General features: G+C 39.9%; 17 protein-coding genes and 1 pseudogene. 6 read left to right on the plus strand and 12 right to left on the minus strand.

Features of this window, described 5'->3' with window-relative positions; translation table 11 throughout:
- Window positions 1-117: 117 nt before the first annotated feature.
- From ACDG22_RS14285 to dnaK, 12 genes are all read right to left on the minus strand, one after another.
- Window positions 118-1,131, minus strand: coding sequence for a DUF6371 domain-containing protein (locus ACDG22_RS14285; RefSeq protein WP_007571747.1), 1,014 nt, complete (start codon window positions 1,129-1,131; stop codon window positions 118-120).
- 115 nt (window positions 1,132-1,246) lie between these two features.
- A complete protein-coding gene (locus ACDG22_RS14290) occupies window positions 1,247-2,617 on the minus strand; it encodes a DUF3987 domain-containing protein (protein ID WP_007571750.1) in 1,371 nt (456 codons plus the stop codon).
- Window positions 2,617-2,976 (minus strand): helix-turn-helix domain-containing protein, encoded by a 360-nt coding sequence (locus ACDG22_RS14295; RefSeq protein ID WP_007571751.1) that lies wholly within the window; start codon window positions 2,974-2,976, stop codon window positions 2,617-2,619. The genes ACDG22_RS14290 and ACDG22_RS14295 overlap by 1 nt, the downstream gene beginning before the upstream one ends.
- A 293-nt stretch (window positions 2,977-3,269) precedes the next feature.
- Complete coding sequence (locus ACDG22_RS14300; RefSeq protein ID WP_007571752.1) at window positions 3,270-4,526, minus strand: site-specific integrase; 1,257 nt, start codon at window positions 4,524-4,526, stop codon at window positions 3,270-3,272.
- A 30-nt stretch (window positions 4,527-4,556) separates the two neighbouring features.
- A complete protein-coding gene (locus ACDG22_RS14305) occupies window positions 4,557-6,281 on the minus strand; it encodes an ATP-binding protein (RefSeq protein WP_007571753.1) in 1,725 nt (574 codons plus the stop codon).
- A gap of 3 nt (window positions 6,282-6,284) precedes the next feature.
- Window positions 6,285-7,004 carry an SIR2 family protein gene (locus ACDG22_RS14310; RefSeq protein ID WP_270230786.1) on the minus strand — a complete coding sequence of 240 codons (720 nt, stop codon included), beginning with the start codon at window positions 7,002-7,004 and terminating at the stop codon, window positions 6,285-6,287.
- Between the two features lie 64 nt (window positions 7,005-7,068).
- The gene (gene tnpC / locus ACDG22_RS14315; RefSeq protein ID WP_370858843.1) at window positions 7,069-8,850 is read right to left on the minus strand and encodes an IS66 family transposase; all 1,782 of its coding nucleotides are present in this window, start codon (window positions 8,848-8,850) and stop codon (window positions 7,069-7,071) included.
- Window positions 8,851-8,936: 86 nt separating this feature from the next.
- A complete protein-coding gene (tnpB, locus tag ACDG22_RS14320; RefSeq protein WP_009131421.1) occupies window positions 8,937-9,281 on the minus strand; it encodes an IS66 family insertion sequence element accessory protein TnpB in 345 nt (114 codons plus the stop codon).
- 1 nt (window position 9,282) lies between these two features.
- Window positions 9,283-9,651 carry a hypothetical protein gene (locus ACDG22_RS14325; RefSeq protein ID WP_227994625.1) on the minus strand — a complete coding sequence of 123 codons (369 nt, stop codon included), beginning with the start codon at window positions 9,649-9,651 and terminating at the stop codon, window positions 9,283-9,285.
- A gap of 75 nt (window positions 9,652-9,726) precedes the next feature.
- Window positions 9,727-10,062, minus strand: a complete 336-nt coding sequence (locus ACDG22_RS14330; protein WP_270230965.1) for a hypothetical protein — start codon at window positions 10,060-10,062, stop codon at window positions 9,727-9,729.
- 131 nt (window positions 10,063-10,193) lie between these two features.
- Entirely contained in the window at window positions 10,194-10,754 is a 561-nt protein-coding gene (locus ACDG22_RS14335) for a helix-turn-helix domain-containing protein (protein WP_270230964.1), read from the minus strand.
- Between the two features lie 217 nt (window positions 10,755-10,971).
- Window positions 10,972-12,879 (minus strand): molecular chaperone DnaK, encoded by a 1,908-nt coding sequence (gene dnaK, locus ACDG22_RS14340; RefSeq protein ID WP_007571756.1) that lies wholly within the window; start codon window positions 12,877-12,879, stop codon window positions 10,972-10,974.
- Window positions 12,880-13,459: 580 nt separating this feature from the next.
- Between dnaK and ACDG22_RS14345 the strand changes: the two genes are divergently transcribed.
- The 6 genes and pseudogenes from ACDG22_RS14345 (at window position 13,460) to ACDG22_RS14370 (ending at window position 20,746) form a co-directional block, all read left to right on the plus strand.
- Window positions 13,460-13,990, plus strand: a complete 531-nt coding sequence (locus ACDG22_RS14345) for an efflux RND transporter periplasmic adaptor subunit (RefSeq protein ID WP_007571758.1) — start codon at window positions 13,460-13,462, stop codon at window positions 13,988-13,990.
- Between the two features lie 53 nt (window positions 13,991-14,043).
- Window positions 14,044-14,499, plus strand: a complete 456-nt coding sequence (locus tag ACDG22_RS14350; RefSeq protein ID WP_007571759.1) for an efflux RND transporter periplasmic adaptor subunit — start codon at window positions 14,044-14,046, stop codon at window positions 14,497-14,499.
- A gap of 12 nt (window positions 14,500-14,511) precedes the next feature.
- A pseudogene (locus ACDG22_RS14355) lies at window positions 14,512-17,537 on the plus strand (efflux RND transporter permease subunit).
- Window positions 17,538-17,600: 63 nt separating this feature from the next.
- Complete coding sequence (locus tag ACDG22_RS14360) at window positions 17,601-18,902, plus strand: TolC family protein (RefSeq protein WP_022126044.1); 1,302 nt, start codon at window positions 17,601-17,603, stop codon at window positions 18,900-18,902.
- Window positions 18,903-18,906: 4 nt separating this feature from the next.
- Window positions 18,907-19,971: a sensor histidine kinase gene (locus ACDG22_RS14365; RefSeq protein ID WP_022126043.1), complete on the plus strand. Its 1,065-nt coding sequence runs from the start codon at window positions 18,907-18,909 to the stop codon at window positions 19,969-19,971.
- Window positions 19,964-20,746, plus strand: a complete 783-nt coding sequence (locus tag ACDG22_RS14370) for a LytR/AlgR family response regulator transcription factor (protein WP_022126042.1) — start codon at window positions 19,964-19,966, stop codon at window positions 20,744-20,746. The genes ACDG22_RS14365 and ACDG22_RS14370 overlap by 8 nt, the downstream gene beginning before the upstream one ends.
- Window positions 20,747-20,803 lie beyond the last annotated feature (57 nt).

The raw sequence follows: 20,803 nt of genomic DNA on the forward strand, positions 1-20,803 counted from the left end.
GAGCTTGCTCCTGTGCCTATTCACATAGTGTGGCAGTAGCCGGATTTTATTGCTATCAGGCAAAAAGTCCTTATTGTGTTATGGACTTTCTATAAGTGACCGGAACAAGTTCCTTCGTTATTCAATAAGTTCTAACCCCAATTCATCAATGAGCGTCTGCAAAGCCGGATTGCGCTGTATCATCTTTGAAAGAATCATTTGTGGTGTATCGGTCATCAAGAGGAAATCGGCAATGTCCAATCCTTTCTTTCGTTGTTCATCAGTAGCGCATTGTTCTAATGTGTCACTCATTATAACCTTTGAGCAAACGGAGAAGAGCATAGCCATCTTGGATTGCCAAATCTCTTTTGCTCCTAAGTCCGGACACAACATTACCGTCCGACCTTTTAATACACCAACCGCATCTGCTTTGAAGCAGCCGTGCATTCCACCAGTAGCCAGCCATATAAATTCCGGCATATAATGAGTGGCTATCAAAGCAGACTTCTCACTCTCTACTATAGCAATCGGTTTGGCAGGATTATCAGACAACAGATGCTCACCAAACAAACATTGCTTTAGATTGTAGTCGACAAGGTTCAACTCGGTATGTACCCAACTTACATAACTTCTCGGCTCTTTTGTCCGATGTCCTGTTGTTGAATCATACAACATTATCTTTCCGGTTCGCACGTAGCCTTGCCTATCAATCTGCCAGTAGACAGTAGAGCCGCCCCATTTTTTTGATGTGCCAACACGATATAAATGGAATATTCGCTTTGTTTCATCCTTGCCCAATATACCTACCAGATAAATGTACAAAGGATTCATTGTGTAATTGGTAAGTGTTCGCTCCATTAGTTCTTTATCAATAAAGGAAGTAGGTGGCAATGAATGTGGCTGTGGCTTAGCATGTTCAATGCCATAATTGGAACCTTTTTCTATCAGCGTTGGATTATCCTTGAAATAATCAGAGGGCGTATAATGGTATTTGCACGACTGCTCATGGTCGCATCTGCCTACATAGTCAGGAAACGAAACTTCCCCTTGAGTATCAACGTAACGTATAAAACATTGTTTCTTTCCACACTGAGGACATGAAAGTTTAGAGCCTCGCTTATATTTTTGAAGGGTAAATCGGTATTCATTCATGCTTGATATTTTTTATAATTGCAGTCCGTGCAGTTTGCAGTTCTTGCAGTTTTGCAGGAAAACGGATGATACGAAAGTGCAAACTGCAACAACTGCAAGATGCAATGGGGATAGGTTATTGCAGTTTCTCATATTCCCCTCTCTTAATTTTCTTGATTATCTTATTCGTGGTAAGGCTGACCAAAGAATACATTACAGAGCGTTCGGAAAGCCCCACTTCTTTTCCTGCTTGAATGGCATCGGCAGTTGTGAATGTTGCAGAAAGACAATCAAGCAATTCTTTCTTTTGTGGTTCAATGCCCTCTACCAACATATATTTCTGAATGTCGGCATAACAACTTTCAAAGTAATCGCTTAATGCAATAGCTGATTTGATTGAATCGATGTCCACAAAATCTTTATGAACCTCACCACAAGCCCAGCGGAAGATTTGCATAACCAAAGCCAATCGTGCTGTAATCATCGGAGCTTTCATTATTCTGCTATCCACCAAGCCGTCATCTTGGATTTGATTGACTGCATGAATAGCATCATTGCGCCAATTGGTAAAATAGGCTTTTGCTTCCGAAGAAAAGTCCAAAATGTCAGGAACTATTTCGCCATCCTCATTTACTATAAAAGGCAAACTCATCACTTTGTTGATGATATTTTCCCACATAGACGAGTATTTGTCAAAAGTGGTAAAAGCGTTTTCTTCATCTTGCCAATCTGATATTTCCTGTGAAGACGGATAAACAAAAATTATTCTATCAATCAACCCATTGTCCTTATAGCCTTTATCTGTAAGTTCGTGCATTCGGGTGGTCTGCATCGTACCTACCATATTTATAAAAGGATGCTCTATGTGAATAGGTATGGGCATACTGCATCTGGAAATGTCTAAAGGTTTTCCGCTGAATGCAGTCAATAACTGTTCAATAAGTTGCCCTTTGCTGTATTGATTCACAGCATTGAACATTCCCATAATTTCATCCACATATACCACAATACCACGCTGGTTGTCATCAAGCGCACGCATTAAAGCTTCTGGGGTAAAGTCGGATATTATGGTTCTTCGCAAAATCGGTTTTTCTGGCAATGGAGTGCAATTTTCCTTCTTCCCTTTGTTGTCCTCTACCATATTATTATATTGCTCCATATCAGACTTGAATTGTTTGACAGCTTTGGCATCATGCTTGCGAATTGGGCGAAAAGCAAAGTCTAACGGGGGAGTTTTGCCCATTCCGGGGCGGCCAACCAATATCATATAGAGGGCAGGATTACTTATCCAGCCACCACGAATACGGATATTGACAGCATTACCGATGGCTGTTGAAATTGCCGCCAAAAGAGAAGCCATCATATATTCAATGGAATAATTCTCTTGTCGTGCCAATGCCAATACCATATCCTGAATTTTAGCAGGAAAAGCATTCAAAGGAATCTTGTCTTCAAGTATCCCTCCAAATTCCATTCTGATTGCATTGCATAAATCGAGTGAATCCATTAGAATCGGTTGTTTCTTTTAGACTTTATGAATCGGGCAGCTTCGTCCTCCAAGTCTTTTTCGGACTTTACCTTGCCATCTCGAAGCCACGCATCAATCTTCGATTTTAGAAACATGATACGTTTACCTCTTTTATGAAATGGGATTTGGTGGCAGCTTGTCCATCCATATACTGTTTGCTCTGCCGGATGACTGGGAATATAATCGCACAACTCCTTTAAGTTCATCCATTGCTCGGTTGGAATACTCGGACTTTGAGTGTTGAGACCGTCAATCTTAGAATCCAGTTCATTCAATTTATCCATCATCCACGACATTGCCTTGGGTAAATCTTCAAAAGTAATGTTCTTTTCACTCATACTGCTATCTGATTTATGTTTGATTTTTCGGCAAAGTAATCGTGATTTAGCATACTGATTTTATGATGGACTGTGTCACATAAAGAAACAGCAGCGAAACAGAAATACCATAAGGAATATGTATTGATTATCAATGCAAATGATGAAAAACGTCAGTAGTAGTTTTTTATGGTAATGTACCCAATCATAAGGAAATCATTAGGTGGTCATAATAACAGCTCATAGGTAAAAACAAAAAGCCACCCACGCAGAATCTACGCAGATGGCTATGCCTATCAAGTGGGACAACACTTTTATTCCGTTTGTGATAAAGCTAATTTGATAGTTTCTGTTGCTTTCTCCTTTTTCTCATCTACAACCTTGGCATACACTTGAGTGGTTCGTACATTGGTATGCCCCAACATTTTGCTAACGGTATAAATGTCCGTTCCTCCAGCCAGTTGAAGGGTAGCGTAGCTGTGCCTAAAGCAATGGAAGGTAATGTGCTTGGTAATTCCGGCAGCTTCAACCCATTTTTTAACAGGGCGATTTATCCATGATGGGTCAGGTAATCCGGCAAACACTAATAATTCTCCTTCTTTTTGCTCTCCGCAAAGATTATATGCTTGCTCTGAAATTGGCATATACTCAACACCTTTTGTCTTTTGTTGCGTAAAGTTCAGCCGATAACCACCATTGAATTGTTCCACCTCCGACCATTTCAATTTCTGAATGTCGCAATGTCGGATTCCTGTTAATGCTGAAAAGAGTGCGGCTCGTTTCAATAATGGGTCACACGGAGTTTGTGCCAGTCGGTTCAACTCTTCTATTGTCAGGTATTCTCTGCGACTCTCCCTTTCCTGAATGCCTTTGACTTTCGCTGCAATATCAATAGTCAGATAGCCATCTATAAAGGCTTGTTTCAATCCTGCCTTGAAAATTGAGAAGTATGTTGATGCTGTATTTTGAGAAATTGTACCTCGTTTAGTACCACCTTGCGGTGCGTTCATTATGAATTGACGGAACGATTCAACCAGCTTTAAGTCTATCTGCGAAAAGAGAATGGTATCACTTTTTGCAAATATCTTCAGTAACTCATGTACTCGCCTCCAATTGACAATAATAGAATCGGAACTATGGGCATGTCTTGTTCGTTGCACATGGTCGAAGTACTCAATAAAATTACTTCGGGAGCGTTCCAACTGCTCCGCCTGTTCTGCATCGGTATCGGCATATAAAGCTGCATTGTCGTATTCCTTTTGTCTTAGGCTTCTGACTTTATCGGCATAGATACATGATTCTTGGTCTATTTGCGACTTGCATTGAATAACACCGTTTAAATCTCGCTTCGGCTTATAAGTAGTTTTGCCTTCGGCATTAGTCCTTGCATTGCGTGATTTATCCCAAATAGGTGTTGTAATGGTACGATTGAGATATTCACGCACTCTTTGTGGCGTATGTTTTCCAGATTGGAATACAGGATAAGATTCCACATAAAGATACCATTCATCACGATATTCAGACTTGCGGAGCTTTACCGACACACGTGTATTAACTAATGCTTTCTTCATCGCTTCATATCCTTGACATAGTAATTACTTTCACTTAGATTGTTTAATCATATTGCATATAGCTTCTGACAAATCTTGATCAGAATTATCTTTCCCCCAAATACTCCAGAAAGGAACTGTTTGACTTGATGGTTTGATTGAAGGTTCATTTATTTTTACTCTAGACGGTAATAATGTAGCATCACCAACAATAATTGCTTCTGCGATGTCAAGCAAAGAAAGATTGTCGGCAATATTACCAAGATTATCTGGTAGTAGTCGTTTAATCACATTTTGATCATCCACATTTGTAAGTCGAAGACTAATAAAATTATTACATTGGCTTAGTACTGTACGATTTACTTCTGAAGGTCTTTGACTGATTATCACAAGACCAACTCCATATTTTCGTCCTTCCTTCGCTATTCGTTCAAAACTTTTCAAACCTATTTCTGCAACAGCATCTTGTGAAATAGATTGCTGAACATATAAGTGTGCTTCATCACATAATAGTGCTATTGGATGACGATGTTCCATTGAACTCCATTGTTGAACAGTAAATACAATTCTTGCCAATAGACCAATTACTAAAGGAAGTACATCTGATGGTACTTCTGACATATCTATAACCTTGACCCCACCATCAGCCTTCATCAGAACTCTGGCGAAATCTTTGAGCCAATTTTGCGATTTTTCTTCTGTTTGTAAACTGAACATAAATCCCATTCTCTTATCTGAAAGTTTATTCTCCAGTCTTTGATTGAACCGTGTTAACTTCCCATTGTATGGGCCTAGCTTTTCAGAACCGGCTCTTGCACCAGGTACCATTTCTTCGTCTTTGGACTTTAGCCGAGTTAACACTGTTTGCAAGTCGTAAGCTACGGGACTATCAACAGTAATCAGATGTTCATATATTGTTCCTTCTACACCTTTTTCTTTTTCGGCAAGAACTTCACGAGAGAATATCATTGCTTGATTTGGTGCATTTTGGTCACTACGATCTAATAACAATGCCTGCATTTCCTCATAATTTAAGAGCCAATAGGGTACCATAAGTATATTGTTGTTGAGTTTTTCAGAGGTAGCCAAATCTCCTGGTGTTGCAATTTTATATTGTTTGATGCCATCTATTTTGAAATCAGTAGAGGAGTATTCTCCGTGGATATCAAACAAAATTGCATTAGAATGTTTTAATTTAGCCATTTGTTCAACAATACATGCAACACAAAAAGATTTACCACTCCCTGTAGAACCCACAATAGCAGCATGTCGTTGAAATAGTTTATCTCCATCCATATATGCTATAGAACTTTCATCCATTGTATATTTCCCTATTGCAAGAGGACTGATGGAAGTCGCTAATTTGTTGGATATTGTTTGCATGAGGTCTGTGAGACGTGTTCCTTCAATCTTATAACATAAGGCACTTATAGATGGAACTGCACTAACGTTTCTTCTGAACACGTTACTTTGCTCTCCAGCTTTGTCCATAAATTCACCCACAAAAACTAACCTAACTTGGTTAAATGCCGAAGAAGTATCTTCTTCATCCTCGTCATCATTCAAAGTCATATCAGTAGCCTTGCGATAGATTTTTACTATCATTGCTATAATGTAACGACCAGATTTCGGACTTTGAATAGCTATAAGTTGATTAATTTGTAACTGGGACAGAACATCGTCAGAATCTATAATGGCTGTTGCCATACCTGTGTCTACACTATTTATTGAGCCTATTGACTCACCTTTATCATATCTTAATACTATACTTTCCATTTTTTATATTTCCATTAATCCTTCTATAGTCCAATATATTTTGTCATCAACAATTATAGAATCACTATTTGTATGAAAAACAGTACCCTTAGCACCATCACTACAAATAGCGATATAATCATATCCTTTATCTATTACATTTTCTTTTATTGAATTTGTAATTTCTTTGGTAACAATCAGTATTTTTGCCTTTCTCTTTTTGGCATATTTAAGCAACATTTCTTGAACATGTTTGTCATTAAAACCATAACCAATACAAACATAGTTTTGGGCACTTTCAAAGATTTTGTCCACAGCTGATAAAAGTTGTCTATGTGGTTCCTCTTGAGTACGTTCGTATTTATTAGTTCCTGGAGTTACGATACATGGTGTAAACCCTAATGGAATATTGACAGAATTGGGGATATTGCAAATGATTCCATCTCTCCTATACCAGTCTAGGGAACCGTGAACTTTCAAGATATTAATAAATCCAGTATAATCAGCCTCCGGCTTTTTAGGATTTAGCATAATATTATCTTTTAACTTTCCCATCAGTCCGTGAGTAAAACCTATATTAATGTAAGCGTCAGTTTGACAAGCTGCATACTCGGCAATCCTATCATAATTGGTTGAGATTACATTTAGCGTTTTATTCGGATCTCCATATATAATATAATCAAATAGTTGTCTTAGATTAATATCTTCTCCACTTATAAACGTAACCATTCTATTTTCCGCCACGACAATTTTATCGGCTGTTTTTCAGCCGATAAAATAAAAATGTCCGCAAGAAAATAGTTTAGTTTTAACATTCCGATTTATAAAAACATGGCAGAAGGACCTTCTTGTCGCAGTCCTTACCATGAAGAATACATTCAAACAAGTGCTTCAGGTAATCCTGAGGGGCTATATCATTAAGCTTGCAGCTTTCTATCAGAGAAAAGATGAATGCCGAGTTTCCTGCTGCATCCTCACTGCCTATGTTCATACAGTTCTTGAGCAGCAGCTTTACAGGTTTCATCCTTTGCTCACAGAGGTTGTTCGATATTTCCGCAGAACCGTCCTTGAGGATATTTTTCAGGGATTTCCACTGGTTTATCGTATAGTTCACAGCCTTTCTCATCAGTTCGTTTGCCATGAGTTTGGTATCCTGCATCATCATGACCACCTTATGATGGATACGTTCAAGAATAGGTCTCGTAAGCTTAAGTCTTTTTTCCTTAATCTGCTCACCGCTGAGTTTCATTGTGCGGAACAAGTCTTCATTTCTGAACATATCACCGATAGGGTCTATTATATCCATCGCAGTTCTGTCTGATGGCAAGGCATCGACCCACAGCCTCCTGCAGTGTGTCCAGCAGCCTATATGAAGCACCTTTGAGTCTTCTCCGTCGAACATCCTGTAAACCGTATATCCGTCTGTAGATACAGATCCCATAAAATGTTCAAGGAAGGTCTTTGCTACATCAGAGGCTCTGCTGCCGTTATTGTAATGATAGTAAACCAACTTGACATGCTTTGCAAAAAAAGCCCATAAATACTTTCTCCTGTAAGCCTTGCCTTCCGGTGTTTCAACTCCGACAAGCTCGGTCGTCTCGTCAACCATAAGGTATTTTGCCTGTTGTACAAACTCCTTGAAGACATCTTCCATAAACTCCCTAAGTCTGGAGATTCCGTTATGGATATAGCTGTTCAGCGTGGTGTTGCTTATGTGGATGCCTTCTCTTGCAAGCAGTCTTATCTGTCTGTTCTCAGGCATACTGAAGTCATATTTCAGACAAAGCAGACGGGCAAGCAAATCAGGGGAAAAGATTCCTCCAAGGTTTTTCAAGGGATGCTCCATCGTGTTAGTGAAAGTGCCGTCTGCAAGCTTTACCCTTGCCACCTTGTACACATGCTCCACGTTATGAGCACGCACATGTTCTATAAACCTGTATTCCCACACATCAGCCATTCCGTTACGCTTCATAAGCCTTGCACCATCCGGGAGTTGGTAATAGTCTTCTATTTCATGAACAATTACCTTATCCACCTTCAGCCTGGTCTTTGCTGCACGGGGAGCAGTTTCCTTTTTCCTTGAAGGCCTGCAGTTCTGTGCAGGTACGTTACCGGAAGAGGTATTGCTGCCGGTACCGTTACCATCGGTCTTATTATCATCATCACCATTCTTGCCAGAACCGTCGTACTCGGACTTCTCCATTGCAGACTTGTCGATGTTACGGTTGTTCAGCAGCCTTCTTTGCTCTGAGGTACGGCCGAAACGGTGTTTCCTGCTGCCCTCAAGCTGAAGCCTGAGATTGGATATCTCATTTGCCAGCATCATGTTCACCTCGTCTTTTGCCTCAAGCTGCTTTCTCATAAGTTCCATCTCTTTCCTGTAATGTTCAACCGTACTCGATTGCTTTTCGAGGGATTCTTTGAGGTCATTGATTGTATCAACCAGAGCCTTGGAGTTCTCTTTGTTTGATTCTTCAATAGCCTTAAGCCTCGCAATCAGTTCGTTTACTTGTTTGCGAAGCCCTGCCTTTTCCTCATTCGCCAGACCCAGCTGGCAGCAAAGTAACTCGTATGCCCTTTCATCAATCATGATATAAAGGTACGAAAAATCAGGCAGTTACGCAAACTCTTTATCGTTTATTTTGTATCATTTTGTTGATAATCAATGTATTAATATTAATCTTTCGGACTGACGTACATCTTGTCAACTACTATACTTTCAGTAAGATAGGCCATGTCCGACCATTGTATCCGGTAGCATTTGGAAACTTCATCAAACACAGGTTTCTTGAACTTTCCCATGACAGGACGTTTCTCGTAAAGCACATAAAATCCGCGTTCATAATGAAGTATCTTAACGACCTTCCGGTTCCTGGACATGAACATATATACATTGGATGCATCGCTCGGGTCAAGTGACATCTCTTCCCTTATACTCTCACACAGGCGGAAGATTCCTTTCCGCAAATCCACATTACCGTTAAACAGGTAATAGTTCAGGTTAGCACTCAGTCCAAGCATATCATCCTATCATTTTATTAAGCAACAGGCTCAAGTCAAGAACTGTGGTGTTTCTCAGGAACAGTGTGGCACCTGATGTCAATTGCAGCTTAACCCATCTTATAGGAGATTCACCTTCAGGTTGTTTCACCTCCAACTTTACGGTTGGACTGTTGCAAGGCTTGCCGGTTATCCGGACTTTGGCAACCTTGGGTTGCTCAACCTGAACTGTCTTGCCTAACTTTTCGCTCCATAGCTGATGACGCTGCCAGTTCATGAACTTGTCGTAATTTACTCCATAATCCGCACAGAACTCACGAAGATCCTTGGTCTCACTGCATAACTGATAGAGGTCATATACCTCCTGGTAGTTTACTTTTTCTTTTGCCATAATCATTGTTGTTTAAGGGTTACGGCGCAAAGGTAGGTTTAGGGAACATGCGTGTCAAGGCGGAAAATAGAATGGTTACCTTATAAACCTTTCATAGACTTTTGCATCGGATTCAATAATAACCTTCCAGACAATATTTACTATATCTGCTTCAACAATTTCAGGAACCTTAACATCCAGCAATGCAGCTTCCAAACCTACACCTGAATCTAAAAGCTTTATGAAATCACTAACGACATCATTAGTAGCTGTATCATAATATGGATTTGATTTAAAGAAGTTTTTTAACTCATTTGCTAAAACACCCATTCCTGGTATGCCATAGGAAACAGATGCTCCACTTCCCAATACAATTACAGGATTGGAACTTCGTATGTTTTGAATATCTTGAAATATGTCTTTCTTTTCCATATTCATTAAAAACATTTATTTGATAAAAATCTCAATTAAAGTACTACGTTGTATGCATTTATGCGAATTTCTATCGTTGTGCAATTACTTAGTTGAGATATTTAATCGATACTCATGTACTAATGCTTTCTTCATCGCTTCACACCTTTATATAGATTATCAATTTCTTTCTTTGGTACATAAACAAAGTTACCTATCTGTCTGGTAGGAATGGAATACTTGCGTATATGAAGGTAAACAGTGCTTTCATTCACAAGAAACTTTTCTGTGATTTCGCCAATAGTATAACAGTCCTTTGGCTCCAGACTATACAGCTTGGCAATAGGCTTTGGCTTTGTGAGAGTTTTCTTTCGGAAAGGATAGAGTTTCATCAATTCTTCTTTTGATAGTAAAGTCTGCCTTTCTCCGGCATTCACACTTGGGATTGTACCCTTACGAATTAAACGATAAAGAGTTTCCTTGCTTATGCCAAACAAAGCGTATGCTTCAGGAACTGTGATATACTCTTTGGACTTGGGTATCTTCTTAACCACTTCGTCCAACCTTTGCAATCTCTGTTCTTCATCCTTACGCCTTTTCCACGCAATCTTGGAACATTTGGGAGTGCAATACCACGATTCAATGGTTTTAGCTACAAAGGTTTCTCCACAAACCTTGCATTGACGTGTTATTTCAAATTTTGCTGCTGGCATAACCTACATTTTACTTATATTCTTCATTCTCAATACCGCTGTTTTTATAGGTGTCACATTATCTACTTTTAAGTGTCGGTACAATTATGGTACAAATATATAATAAAAATCCGAATAACAAGCAAAGTCAAGGAAAAGTGATATAAAAAGAAATAGGGCATAACTCATTGAGTTACACCCTGCATTCCTATTTTTAGTTATCGTTGTTTATCGCAACTTACTTGACTTCCTCAAAATCAGCATCCTGGACATTATCATTCTTTCCGTCATTCTGAGTATTTGCCTGACCTGCATTAGGACCAGCCTGAGCACCGCCTTGTGCACCTGTCTGAGCATACATTTCAGCACTTGCAGCCTGGAATGCAGTCTGAAGTTCAGCACTTGCAGCATCGATACCAGCCAAATCCTGTGCTTTGTGAGCATCTTTCAGTTTCTGAAGAGCAGCTTCGATAGGAGCTTTCTTGTCAGCTGGAAGCTTATCACCAAGATCCTTCAACTGATTTTCAGTTGTGAAGATCAAGCTATCTGCCTGGTTCAATTTATCGATACGTTCTTTTTCTTTCTTATCTGCTTCTGCGTTTGCTTCAGCTTCAGCTTTCATACGTTCAATTTCTTCCTTGCTCAAGCCAGATGAAGCTTCGATACGAATAGCCTGTTCCTTACCTGTTGCTTTATCCTTAGCAGAAACTTTCAAGATACCGTTTGCATCGATATCGAAGGTTACTTCAATCTGAGGAACACCACGACGAGCAGGAGCAATACCTGTCAGGTTGAACTGACCGATTGATTTGTTCTGTGCTGCCATAGGACGTTCACCCTGAAGTACGTGGATTGTTACTTCTGTCTGATTGTCGGCTGCTGTAGAGAATACTTCACTCTTCTTGCAAGGGATAGTAGTGTTAGCATCGATAAGTTTTGTCATCACACCACCCATTGTTTCGATACCCATTGACAGCGGAGTTACATCCAACAGAACTACACCCTTGATTTCGTCTGTCAAAACGGCACCCTGAACAGCTGCACCTACTGCAACTACTTCGTCTGGGTTAACACCCTTAGAAGGAACTTTTCCGAAGAAGTCTTCTACCAGTTTCTGAACGGCAGGTATACGAGATGAACCACCAACCAAGATAACTTCATCGATATCTGAGTTGCTCAAACCAGCATCGCTCATTGCTTTCTTACAAGGTTCAAGACAAGCCTGAATCAAGTTGTGAGCCAAAGCTTCGAATTTAGCACGAGTCAATGTCTTAACCAAGTGTTTAGGAACACCAGCTACCGGCATGATATACGGCAAGTTTATTTCTGTTGATGTAGAAGAAGACAATTCAATCTTAGCTTTTTCAGCTGCTTCTTTCAAACGCTGCATAGCCATCGGATCAGTTGTCAGATCTGCACCTTCATCGTTCTTGAATTCCTGTACCAACCAGTCGATGATAACCTGGTCGAAGTCATCACCACCCAGGTGAGTATCACCGTTAGTTGACAATACTTCGAATACACCACCACCAAATTCAAGGATTGAGATATCGAATGTACCACCACCAAGGTCGAACACTGCAACTTTCATATCCTTATTTGATTTGTCAACACCATATGCAAGTGCTGCTGCTGTCGGTTCGTTTACGATACGTTTTACTTCCAAACCTGCAATCTGACCAGCTTCTTTAGTAGCCTGACGCTGTGAATCTGAGAAGTATGCCGGAACTGTGATAACAGCTTCTGTTACTTCCTGTCCCAGATAATCTTCAGCAGTCTTTTTCATTTTCTGAAGAATCATTGCTGAGATTTCCTGTGGAGTATATAAACGTCCGTCGATATCTACACGCGGAGTATTGTTGTCACCTTTTACTACTGAATAAGGTACTCGTGAAATTTCTTTCTGAACCTGATCGTAAGTTTCACCCATGAAACGCTTGATAGAATATACTGTACGTTTCGGGTTTGTAATAGCCTGACGTTTAGCCGGATCACCAACCTTACGTTCGCCACCATCAACGAAACCTACTACTGAAGGAGTGGTACGTTTACCTTCGCTGTTGGCAATTACCACCGGTTCGTTACCTTCGAATACTGCAACACATGAGTTTGTTGTTCCTAAGTCAATACCAATAATCTTTCCCATAATTGTATCTATTTTATTTATTTTTATTCAAGTTTACTCTGTAATACCGAAGCATTACGCCATAATTAAAACAAATGGCGTGCCAGAAAGAAAACTTCTTTTTTTCTCATAGCCGACGGACATTTTGGCAGTCCGTTATGACAAAGCAGACAAAGCATACGCCAAAAATTACATAATCTCACCTAAAATCGACAGAATTTGGCACAAGTCATTTTCCAGTATATGCCATGTTTAAAAGAATTCATGCAGAAGTTTTCAAAAAACATCCTGAAATGTTTCTCAATCTTTGTACAAAAAATCAGAAAATTTGTACAAAACATCGGAATTTTTGTACGAAAAGAGTGGAACATTTGTACAAAAAATAAAAAAACATCGAGATAAATCTCTGTAAAGATCTAAATGCTTCTATATAAAGCCCTTCATATATATTATATATAAGGTGAAACTGCCCAAAAGTATTCAGTTTTGCTTTTCTACGGTTCAGTATCTTCTATCTACGGTTCAGAAACAACAATATTGAAGCCTTATTTACCTTGACTTACTTTTGCATTACTAAATAATCATTCAGAAGAACATTAAGATGAAAAAAGCACTTTTATTTCTCGCATGTATGGGGTGTTTCATATCGTGCGACAACAATTCAAACAAGGAGCAGCAAGCTCCTAATGTAAAAGTTATCCGTGCCGAACAGTCGGATACATCTTCCGAGCGCAGCTATTCATTCATTTCACAACCTTACCGGACTACAGAACTTTCTTTCAGAGTAGGTGGTCCGGTATATACTTTCGATACACAAAGCGGACAGTTCTTCCGTAAAGGAGAGCTAATTGCCGCTATCGACGACCGTGACTTTCTGATTCGCAAACAACGCGCAGAGGCTATCTATAAACAAACGGAGGCTGACTACAAACGTATTTCAAATCTATATGAAAAAGGAAGTATATCAGGAACAAGTTACGAAAAAGCCAAGGCTGACTACGAAAAAGCCAAAGCAGACTATACAACATCCGTCAATGAATTAAAAGATACCAAACTGTATGCACCTTTCGATGGATATATCCAAAAAGTTAACATAGAGCGTTATCAGGACATCAAGGCCTCTGTCCGGTAGTAACATTTATCGACCTTTCCAAAATCAAGGTTGAAGCCTATATTCCGGAAGATATGGCAGTAAATGTCCGAAAGCAGTCTGCCCTCCCCTGCTCTATCACATTCAATGCTATACAGGAAAAAACATTTATATCGGAAAAGACTTATATCACACAAAGCGCAAGCGACAACAACATATCTTATTTATTTACAGCAATAATCAACAATGCAGACAACAGCTTATTGGGTGGTATGGCAGGCTCTCTTTTAATCCCTAGCTTTAGTTCATCTTCATATTCATACCAGAGCGTGGTCATCCCCCAAACGGCTGTTTGTCATACTGACGAAACGGGTTCTTTCGTTTGGCTCGTGAACGAACAGAACCGGGTTGTAAAAAGGTCTGTAAAAACAGGCAAGCTAAGAAAGAATGACAAAATAGAAATTCTGTCAGGACTTTCTGCCGGTGAAAGAATTGCCGCAACACGGCTGACTTATCTTTCGGAAAATGAAGAAATAACCATTCAAGACTAAAACGAAATACTGATGAAAGGATTAGTAAAATTTTTCCTGACGAACAAAGCCTTAAGCTGGCTGATACTGATACTGATTTTGAGTGGAGGCATATTCGCATATAACAATATGGGAAAGCTTGAAGATGCACCATTCACAATCAAACAAGCACTCGTAACAACTTCTTATCCGGGTGCTTCTCCAATGGAAGTACAACAACAAGTAACCGATGTACTGGAAGAATCGATTCAGTCGCTGGGTGAACTTTATTATCTGAAGACGGAAAACCGGGCAGGGCTTTCTAAAATTACCGTTTATGTGAAAAAAGAAATACGCGCCAAAGATATGCAACAGCTTTGGGACAAACTTCGCCGGAAAGTAAACGATGTACAAAACAAGTTACCCGCCGGTGCAGGTCCATCGGTTGTAAATGATGATTTTGGTGATGTCTTGGGAGTATTCTACGGCTTAAGCAGTGAAACACATACTTATCGCGAACTGGAAGACTGTGCAAAAAAAATAAAAAATGAACTGTTGGACGTAAAAGACGTGGCTAAAGTCGAACTGTTCGGTATTCAGAACCGGACAATCGAAGTAACGGTCACCCCTTCACTACTTTCTCAAAGTGGAGTAATGATGGCCGACATAGCCTCAGCCTTTGAAAGACAAAACAAGGTAGTCGATGCAGGTGCGATAGAAACATCTACCAATCGTCTTCGAATTGAAGCCGATGGAAGTTTTACAAGTCTGGAAGAAATAGAGAATCTGACTGTCGTTTCGCGTAAAGGTGAATATTTCCGGCTGGGAGAAATTGCAGAAATCAGAGAAAGCTATTCGCGTCCGGCAAGAAACCTGATGAGAATCGGAAATATTCCAGCTGTAGGTATCGCAATTTCAACAGTATCCGACGGGAATGTAGTAGAGATGGCAGAGCTTGTATCCCAGCAAATAGATAAACTGAAAGCTGATATGCCGGAGGGATATGAACTGGACATTATTTATGATCAGGGATATGAATCGGCTGTAGCTAACGATGGATTTGTAATGAATCTCATTGTTTCTGTACTGACTGTAGTAGCTGTACTATTGTTCTTCATCGGATTCAAAAACGGATTTCTGATAGGTAGTGGACTGATTTTTTCCATTTTCGGAACGCTGATCTACATGCAGGCTACTGGAATTGCCCTGCAACGTATGTCGCTTGCAGCCATCATCATTGCAATAGGTATGCTGGTAGACAATGCCATTGTGGTATATGATGCAGCTTTAGTTAATATGCAACGTGGAATGAGAAAGCGTGTTGCCATACTGAACGCCGTATCAAGTACTGCCATGCCTCTTCTCGGAGCTACACTGATAGCAGTACTTACCTTTTTGCCGGTATATCTTTCTCCACATATCACAGGCGAGATTCTTTCATCGCTGTTTATTGTAATAGCGGTGTCTTTGCTGCTCAGCTGGGTACTTGCCATCACACAAAATGTATTTTTCGTTCAAGAGTTTGTAAGACGTCCACGACCGGAAGAACTGAAAAACGAACTATTTACCGGACGTATATACGACTTTTTCCGTAAAGCACTAAGTTTCACGATACGGAAACGATATACAGTGGTAGGATGCATGGTTGTACTGCTGGCTGTGGCCGGATGGGGATTCAGATATATTCCTCAGCAATTTATGCCACTATTAAACAAGCAATACTTTTCCGTAGACATGTGGTTGACCGAAGGTACACGTATCGAAGAAAGTGAAAAACAGGCTGCACAACTGACGGAATACCTGCAAACATTCGATGGAGTAAAGAAGGTTTCGACTTATATCGGGCAAACTCCTCCAAGATATTATCTGGCAAATGCTGCTTATGGTCCGCAACCTAATTATGCTCAATGTCTGATAGAGGCAGAAACTCCTGAAAAGTCACGCGAATTACAGGAAATTTTATACCACAAGCTTCCTGAAAAATTTCAGGATGCACTTATACGAGTCAACAGTTTCGAAATCAACAGCATACCTCAGACTTTAATCGAAGCCCGGTTCTGTGGAGATGATCCGGCTGTATTGGATTCTCTGACAAACATTGCTATCGGTATCATGCGTAAGAATCCGAAAGTGCTGAATGCACGCAACGAGTGGGGAAATATGGCTATGATGATAAAAGCGGGCTACGATCCGGTAAAAGCCGGAAGACTGAATATCGGACGGAGTGATATGATGAATGCTGTCAAATCGGTTAGCACGGAACGGCCATAGGTATTTACCGCGATAATGACAAAAAGGTTCCCGTACTACTCCGCACAAAAGAAGAGGCATCATGGGATACAGAAAAACTGGAAGACCTGCAGATATGGAATGGATCTAACTCTGCTCCGTTAGGACAAGTAACCGATGGCATCAACATCGCATGGGAATATCCGCTTGTGCGTACATACAACCGACAGCTTTCTATGGCTGCCCAATGTGACGTGAAACGTGGACATACCATGAAAGAAGTACATGCAGAGATACGGGAAGAAATAGAAAACATCAAACTGCCCGAAGGCTATAGTTTTTTCTGGGATTCACAATATAAAGATCAGAAAGAAGCCATGGCAGCATTGACCAAATATTTTCCTTTGGCCATTATCATGCTGATAATCATTCTCGTCATGCTTTTCGGAAATTTCCGGCAGCCACTTATCATTTTCCTTATTCTACCGTTGTCACTCATCGGTATGGTATTCGGATTATTGCTCACAGAATTCCAGTTTGGTTTCTTCTGTATAGCCGGATGGCTCGGATTATTAGGCATGATTATAAAGAATGTTATTGTATTGCTGGATGAAGTAAACGTACAGCGAAGAGCAGGTATCGCGCCATATACGGCAGTCATCGAAGCTACAGTTTCCAGAGTACGTCCTGTACTGATGGCTGCACTGACAACTGTTTTCGGAAGTATCCCACTTTTATTCGATGTCGTATTTGGTGGCATGGCAGCAACAATCGTATTCGGCTTGTCGTTTGCCACACTACTTACATTATTTGTGACTCCGGCTCTATATGCTATTTTTTACAAAATATAGTGTCTATTGCGTTTTCTCGAAATTTATGTGGAACTTTTTCTTAACTTTACAAATTACAAGAGGATGAATAAATGGATTATATTGTGCCTGATGTGTGTTTCTGCACAAGCTCAGGCACAACACAACAAACTTTTGCAAGAATATCGCACCAAGGTGAAAGCATATAACCAAGACATAAAGGCAGCAGGATATGCAGCTTCCATACAACAGGAAAAAGAGAAATCGGCAAAAGCTGATTTCCTGCCTTCGCTGTCTGGTAATGCCAACTTCAACTATACCGGTAATCCGGCAGAACTCTCTGTAGCTATCCCTTCGCTTAATGAACCTGTTAGTTTTCAGGGACGAAATGCGAAATATGGGGCATCGCTCACATTAGCCCAGCCTATCTATTCAGGAGGAGCTCTACAGGCTGGATATGACAAGGCAAAAAAAGAAAATGAATCGTCACGTTATGAGCAGATGCGTGTGACAAACAATATCATATATGATGCTGATGTATATTATTGGAACAAAGTCGCACGTCAGGAAATGGTGACAGTGACCAAAGAGTTTAAAGAATCGGTCGCAACGTTGGTTGAGGTAGTAAAAGACCGCGTAGAAGAAGAATATTCCGACCGTAACGATTTACTTATGGCAGAAGTTAAACTGAATGATGCTGAATACCGGCTGATACAGTCGCGCAATGACGCAGAAGTAGCACGTTTATCTATGAACTCTTTCTCCGGCATTCCATTCAACCAAGAGCTGGAAACAGACTCCGTCGTTGTACCACTGACAGAAGTTCAGCACTTTCCGGGAACGGTAGAAACAGCTATGGCATCAAGACCGGAACTGCGAATAGCAACCAATAAAGTCGACATTCAAAGATCAGCTTCGAAAATCGCTAATGCACAATATTTGCCTAAACTGTCGGTTGGTATAGATGGAAGTTATTCATCACCGGGATATGATTTCAAATCGGATCTGGATCCTAATTACGCTGTATATGCCAAGTTAAGCGTACCTATATTCGAATGGGGTAAACGCAGACATACCAAAAAATCAGGGAAATATAGTGTAAACATGGCAATCGAGAATCATCATAAGGTGGCCGACAATATTCGTCTGGAAATAGAAACCGCCTTTTATACCTACTCGCAAGCTATAGAAAAAGTTAGACTCACAGAAAGTTCCCTGTCGAAAGCAGCCGACAGCGAAAAGATGGCAATGGACAAATATAAAGAAGGTAATATTTCCATCCTTGAAGTTATCAATGCACAATTATATCATCAGGATGCCAAAATCAATTATATTCAGTCGAAGCTAAACGCTCAGATAGCTAAAAGCGGGCTGGACAGAGCCACAGGGAAAATAGACATACAATAATAGAATGATAGAAATGAAAAACAGACTGAAAGACATAAAGCGGTATTTGTGGGATGTACTTTTATTCTCCGGAATAGGATGCTTCTCTTATTTTCTATTGGTATATTATGCAGATATTCCTTCCCAATATCAAGACCGGCTGATGACTTTTCAGGCTTTTTCTGCCGTAGTTGTATTATTTAACGGGGTTGGACTCAGCGTAAAATACATAAACGAGAAACTGATGATGTATTATCAGTTTTTCTTAAAGAATCATCGCATGCTGTCTATCGGATTAATAACTGCTGCAATCATTCTCTTCATATCCAATTACCTGTTGCTGGTTTCTACCAAACTGCTCATAGAGTCACCTCATCCTTTTATGCTGAAAGATAAAGGATTGTATGTCATGCTTACAGTGTGGTTTATAGAACTCATCATTGTAGGACAATTCATGCTGAACCGTTTTTACGTAGATCTGGTGAAGCTATATAAACGTGCAGAAGAACTGGAGGAAAAAACAGCACAAGCCCGGTATATGGCGCTACAAAACCAACTGAATCCGCATTTTTTATTTAACAGTCTGAATACACTTATTTCTGAAATAGAATATAATCCGATGAATGCCATAGAATTTACACGAAACCTCGCCGATACATACAGGTATATTCTTTACTGCCAGGACAAGCATACCATTCCGCTCAGAGAAGAGCTTGACTTTCTTAATACTTATATCCTACTTCAAAAAGTCCGTCTGGGAGATTGCCTAAATATCAACAATACAATAGATGAAAAATACTGGGATGTACCTATTCCTCCTTTAACACTACAACTTTTAATAGAAAATGTCATCAAACACAATATCATAAGTCTCAGTAAACCCATGGAAGTAAAACTGACCACCGAAGTACGTGACAAAGAGGTCTGGCTCAGTGTTTCCAATCCTATAAAACTCAAACAAGGGGTTGCCTCATCGGGAAAAGGGCTTATGAATCTCTCCCAACGCTATAAGTTATTATGCAACAGGGAGCTTATCATAGAAAACAACAAAAATAAATTTGTCATTAAAGTACCTTTATTATATGAATAAAATAAAAGCCGTAATCATAGAAGATGAGTTTCCGGCAGTTCGACTGCTGAACAAGATGATACAAAAAGTACGTCCGGAATGGGAGGTAACGGTGCTTCCAGGAACAATCGAAGGAGCAGTAAGCTGGTTTAATGAAAATCCTCATCCGGATATTATATTCCTTGATATTCAACTGAATGACGGCATATCATTTACCTTTATCGAACAGGCACAGCCACAAAGTATGATTGTATTTACAACCGCATACGATGAATATGCTGTACGTGCTTTTACCGTAAACAGTATCGACTATCTGCTAAAACCGATACACGAAGAAAGGCTACTTGAAGCAATCCTAAAATTTGAACGCCTTTTCGCTTTAAGCTCGGAACATACGTATAATTTATCAAACATAGAGCAACTACTTAAGTCGTTTGCCGAAAAAAAGGAAAAACAATTTCGTACTCGCTTTCTCATTTCCGGCCCCAAGCACCTATATACAGTCCAGGTAAGTGACATTGCCTATTTTTACTCAGAAGATAAAATAACTTTTGCCGTAACGAAAGATGCAAAAACCCACGTCATCGATTTTCCGCTGAATAAACTGGAGGAGCAGCTGGATGATAGAATGTTCTTCCGCGCCAACAGACAGTTTATTTTATCGGCAGATGCTATTAAAAGTATACAAAACCATTTCAATGGCAAAGCCGTAGTAAGCGTAATTCCTCCTTATAGCGAAACCATATATATCAGTCGCGAAAAAGTGTCTTTATTAAAAATGTGGCTTAATAGTTAAAACTCCTATATCTATGTTTTTTATATAAGACATTGAAAAGTATTTTCTTACTTTTGT

The organism is Phocaeicola coprocola (assembly GCF_041333015.1).
Classification (GTDB): domain Bacteria; phylum Bacteroidota; class Bacteroidia; order Bacteroidales; family Bacteroidaceae; genus Phocaeicola; species Phocaeicola coprocola.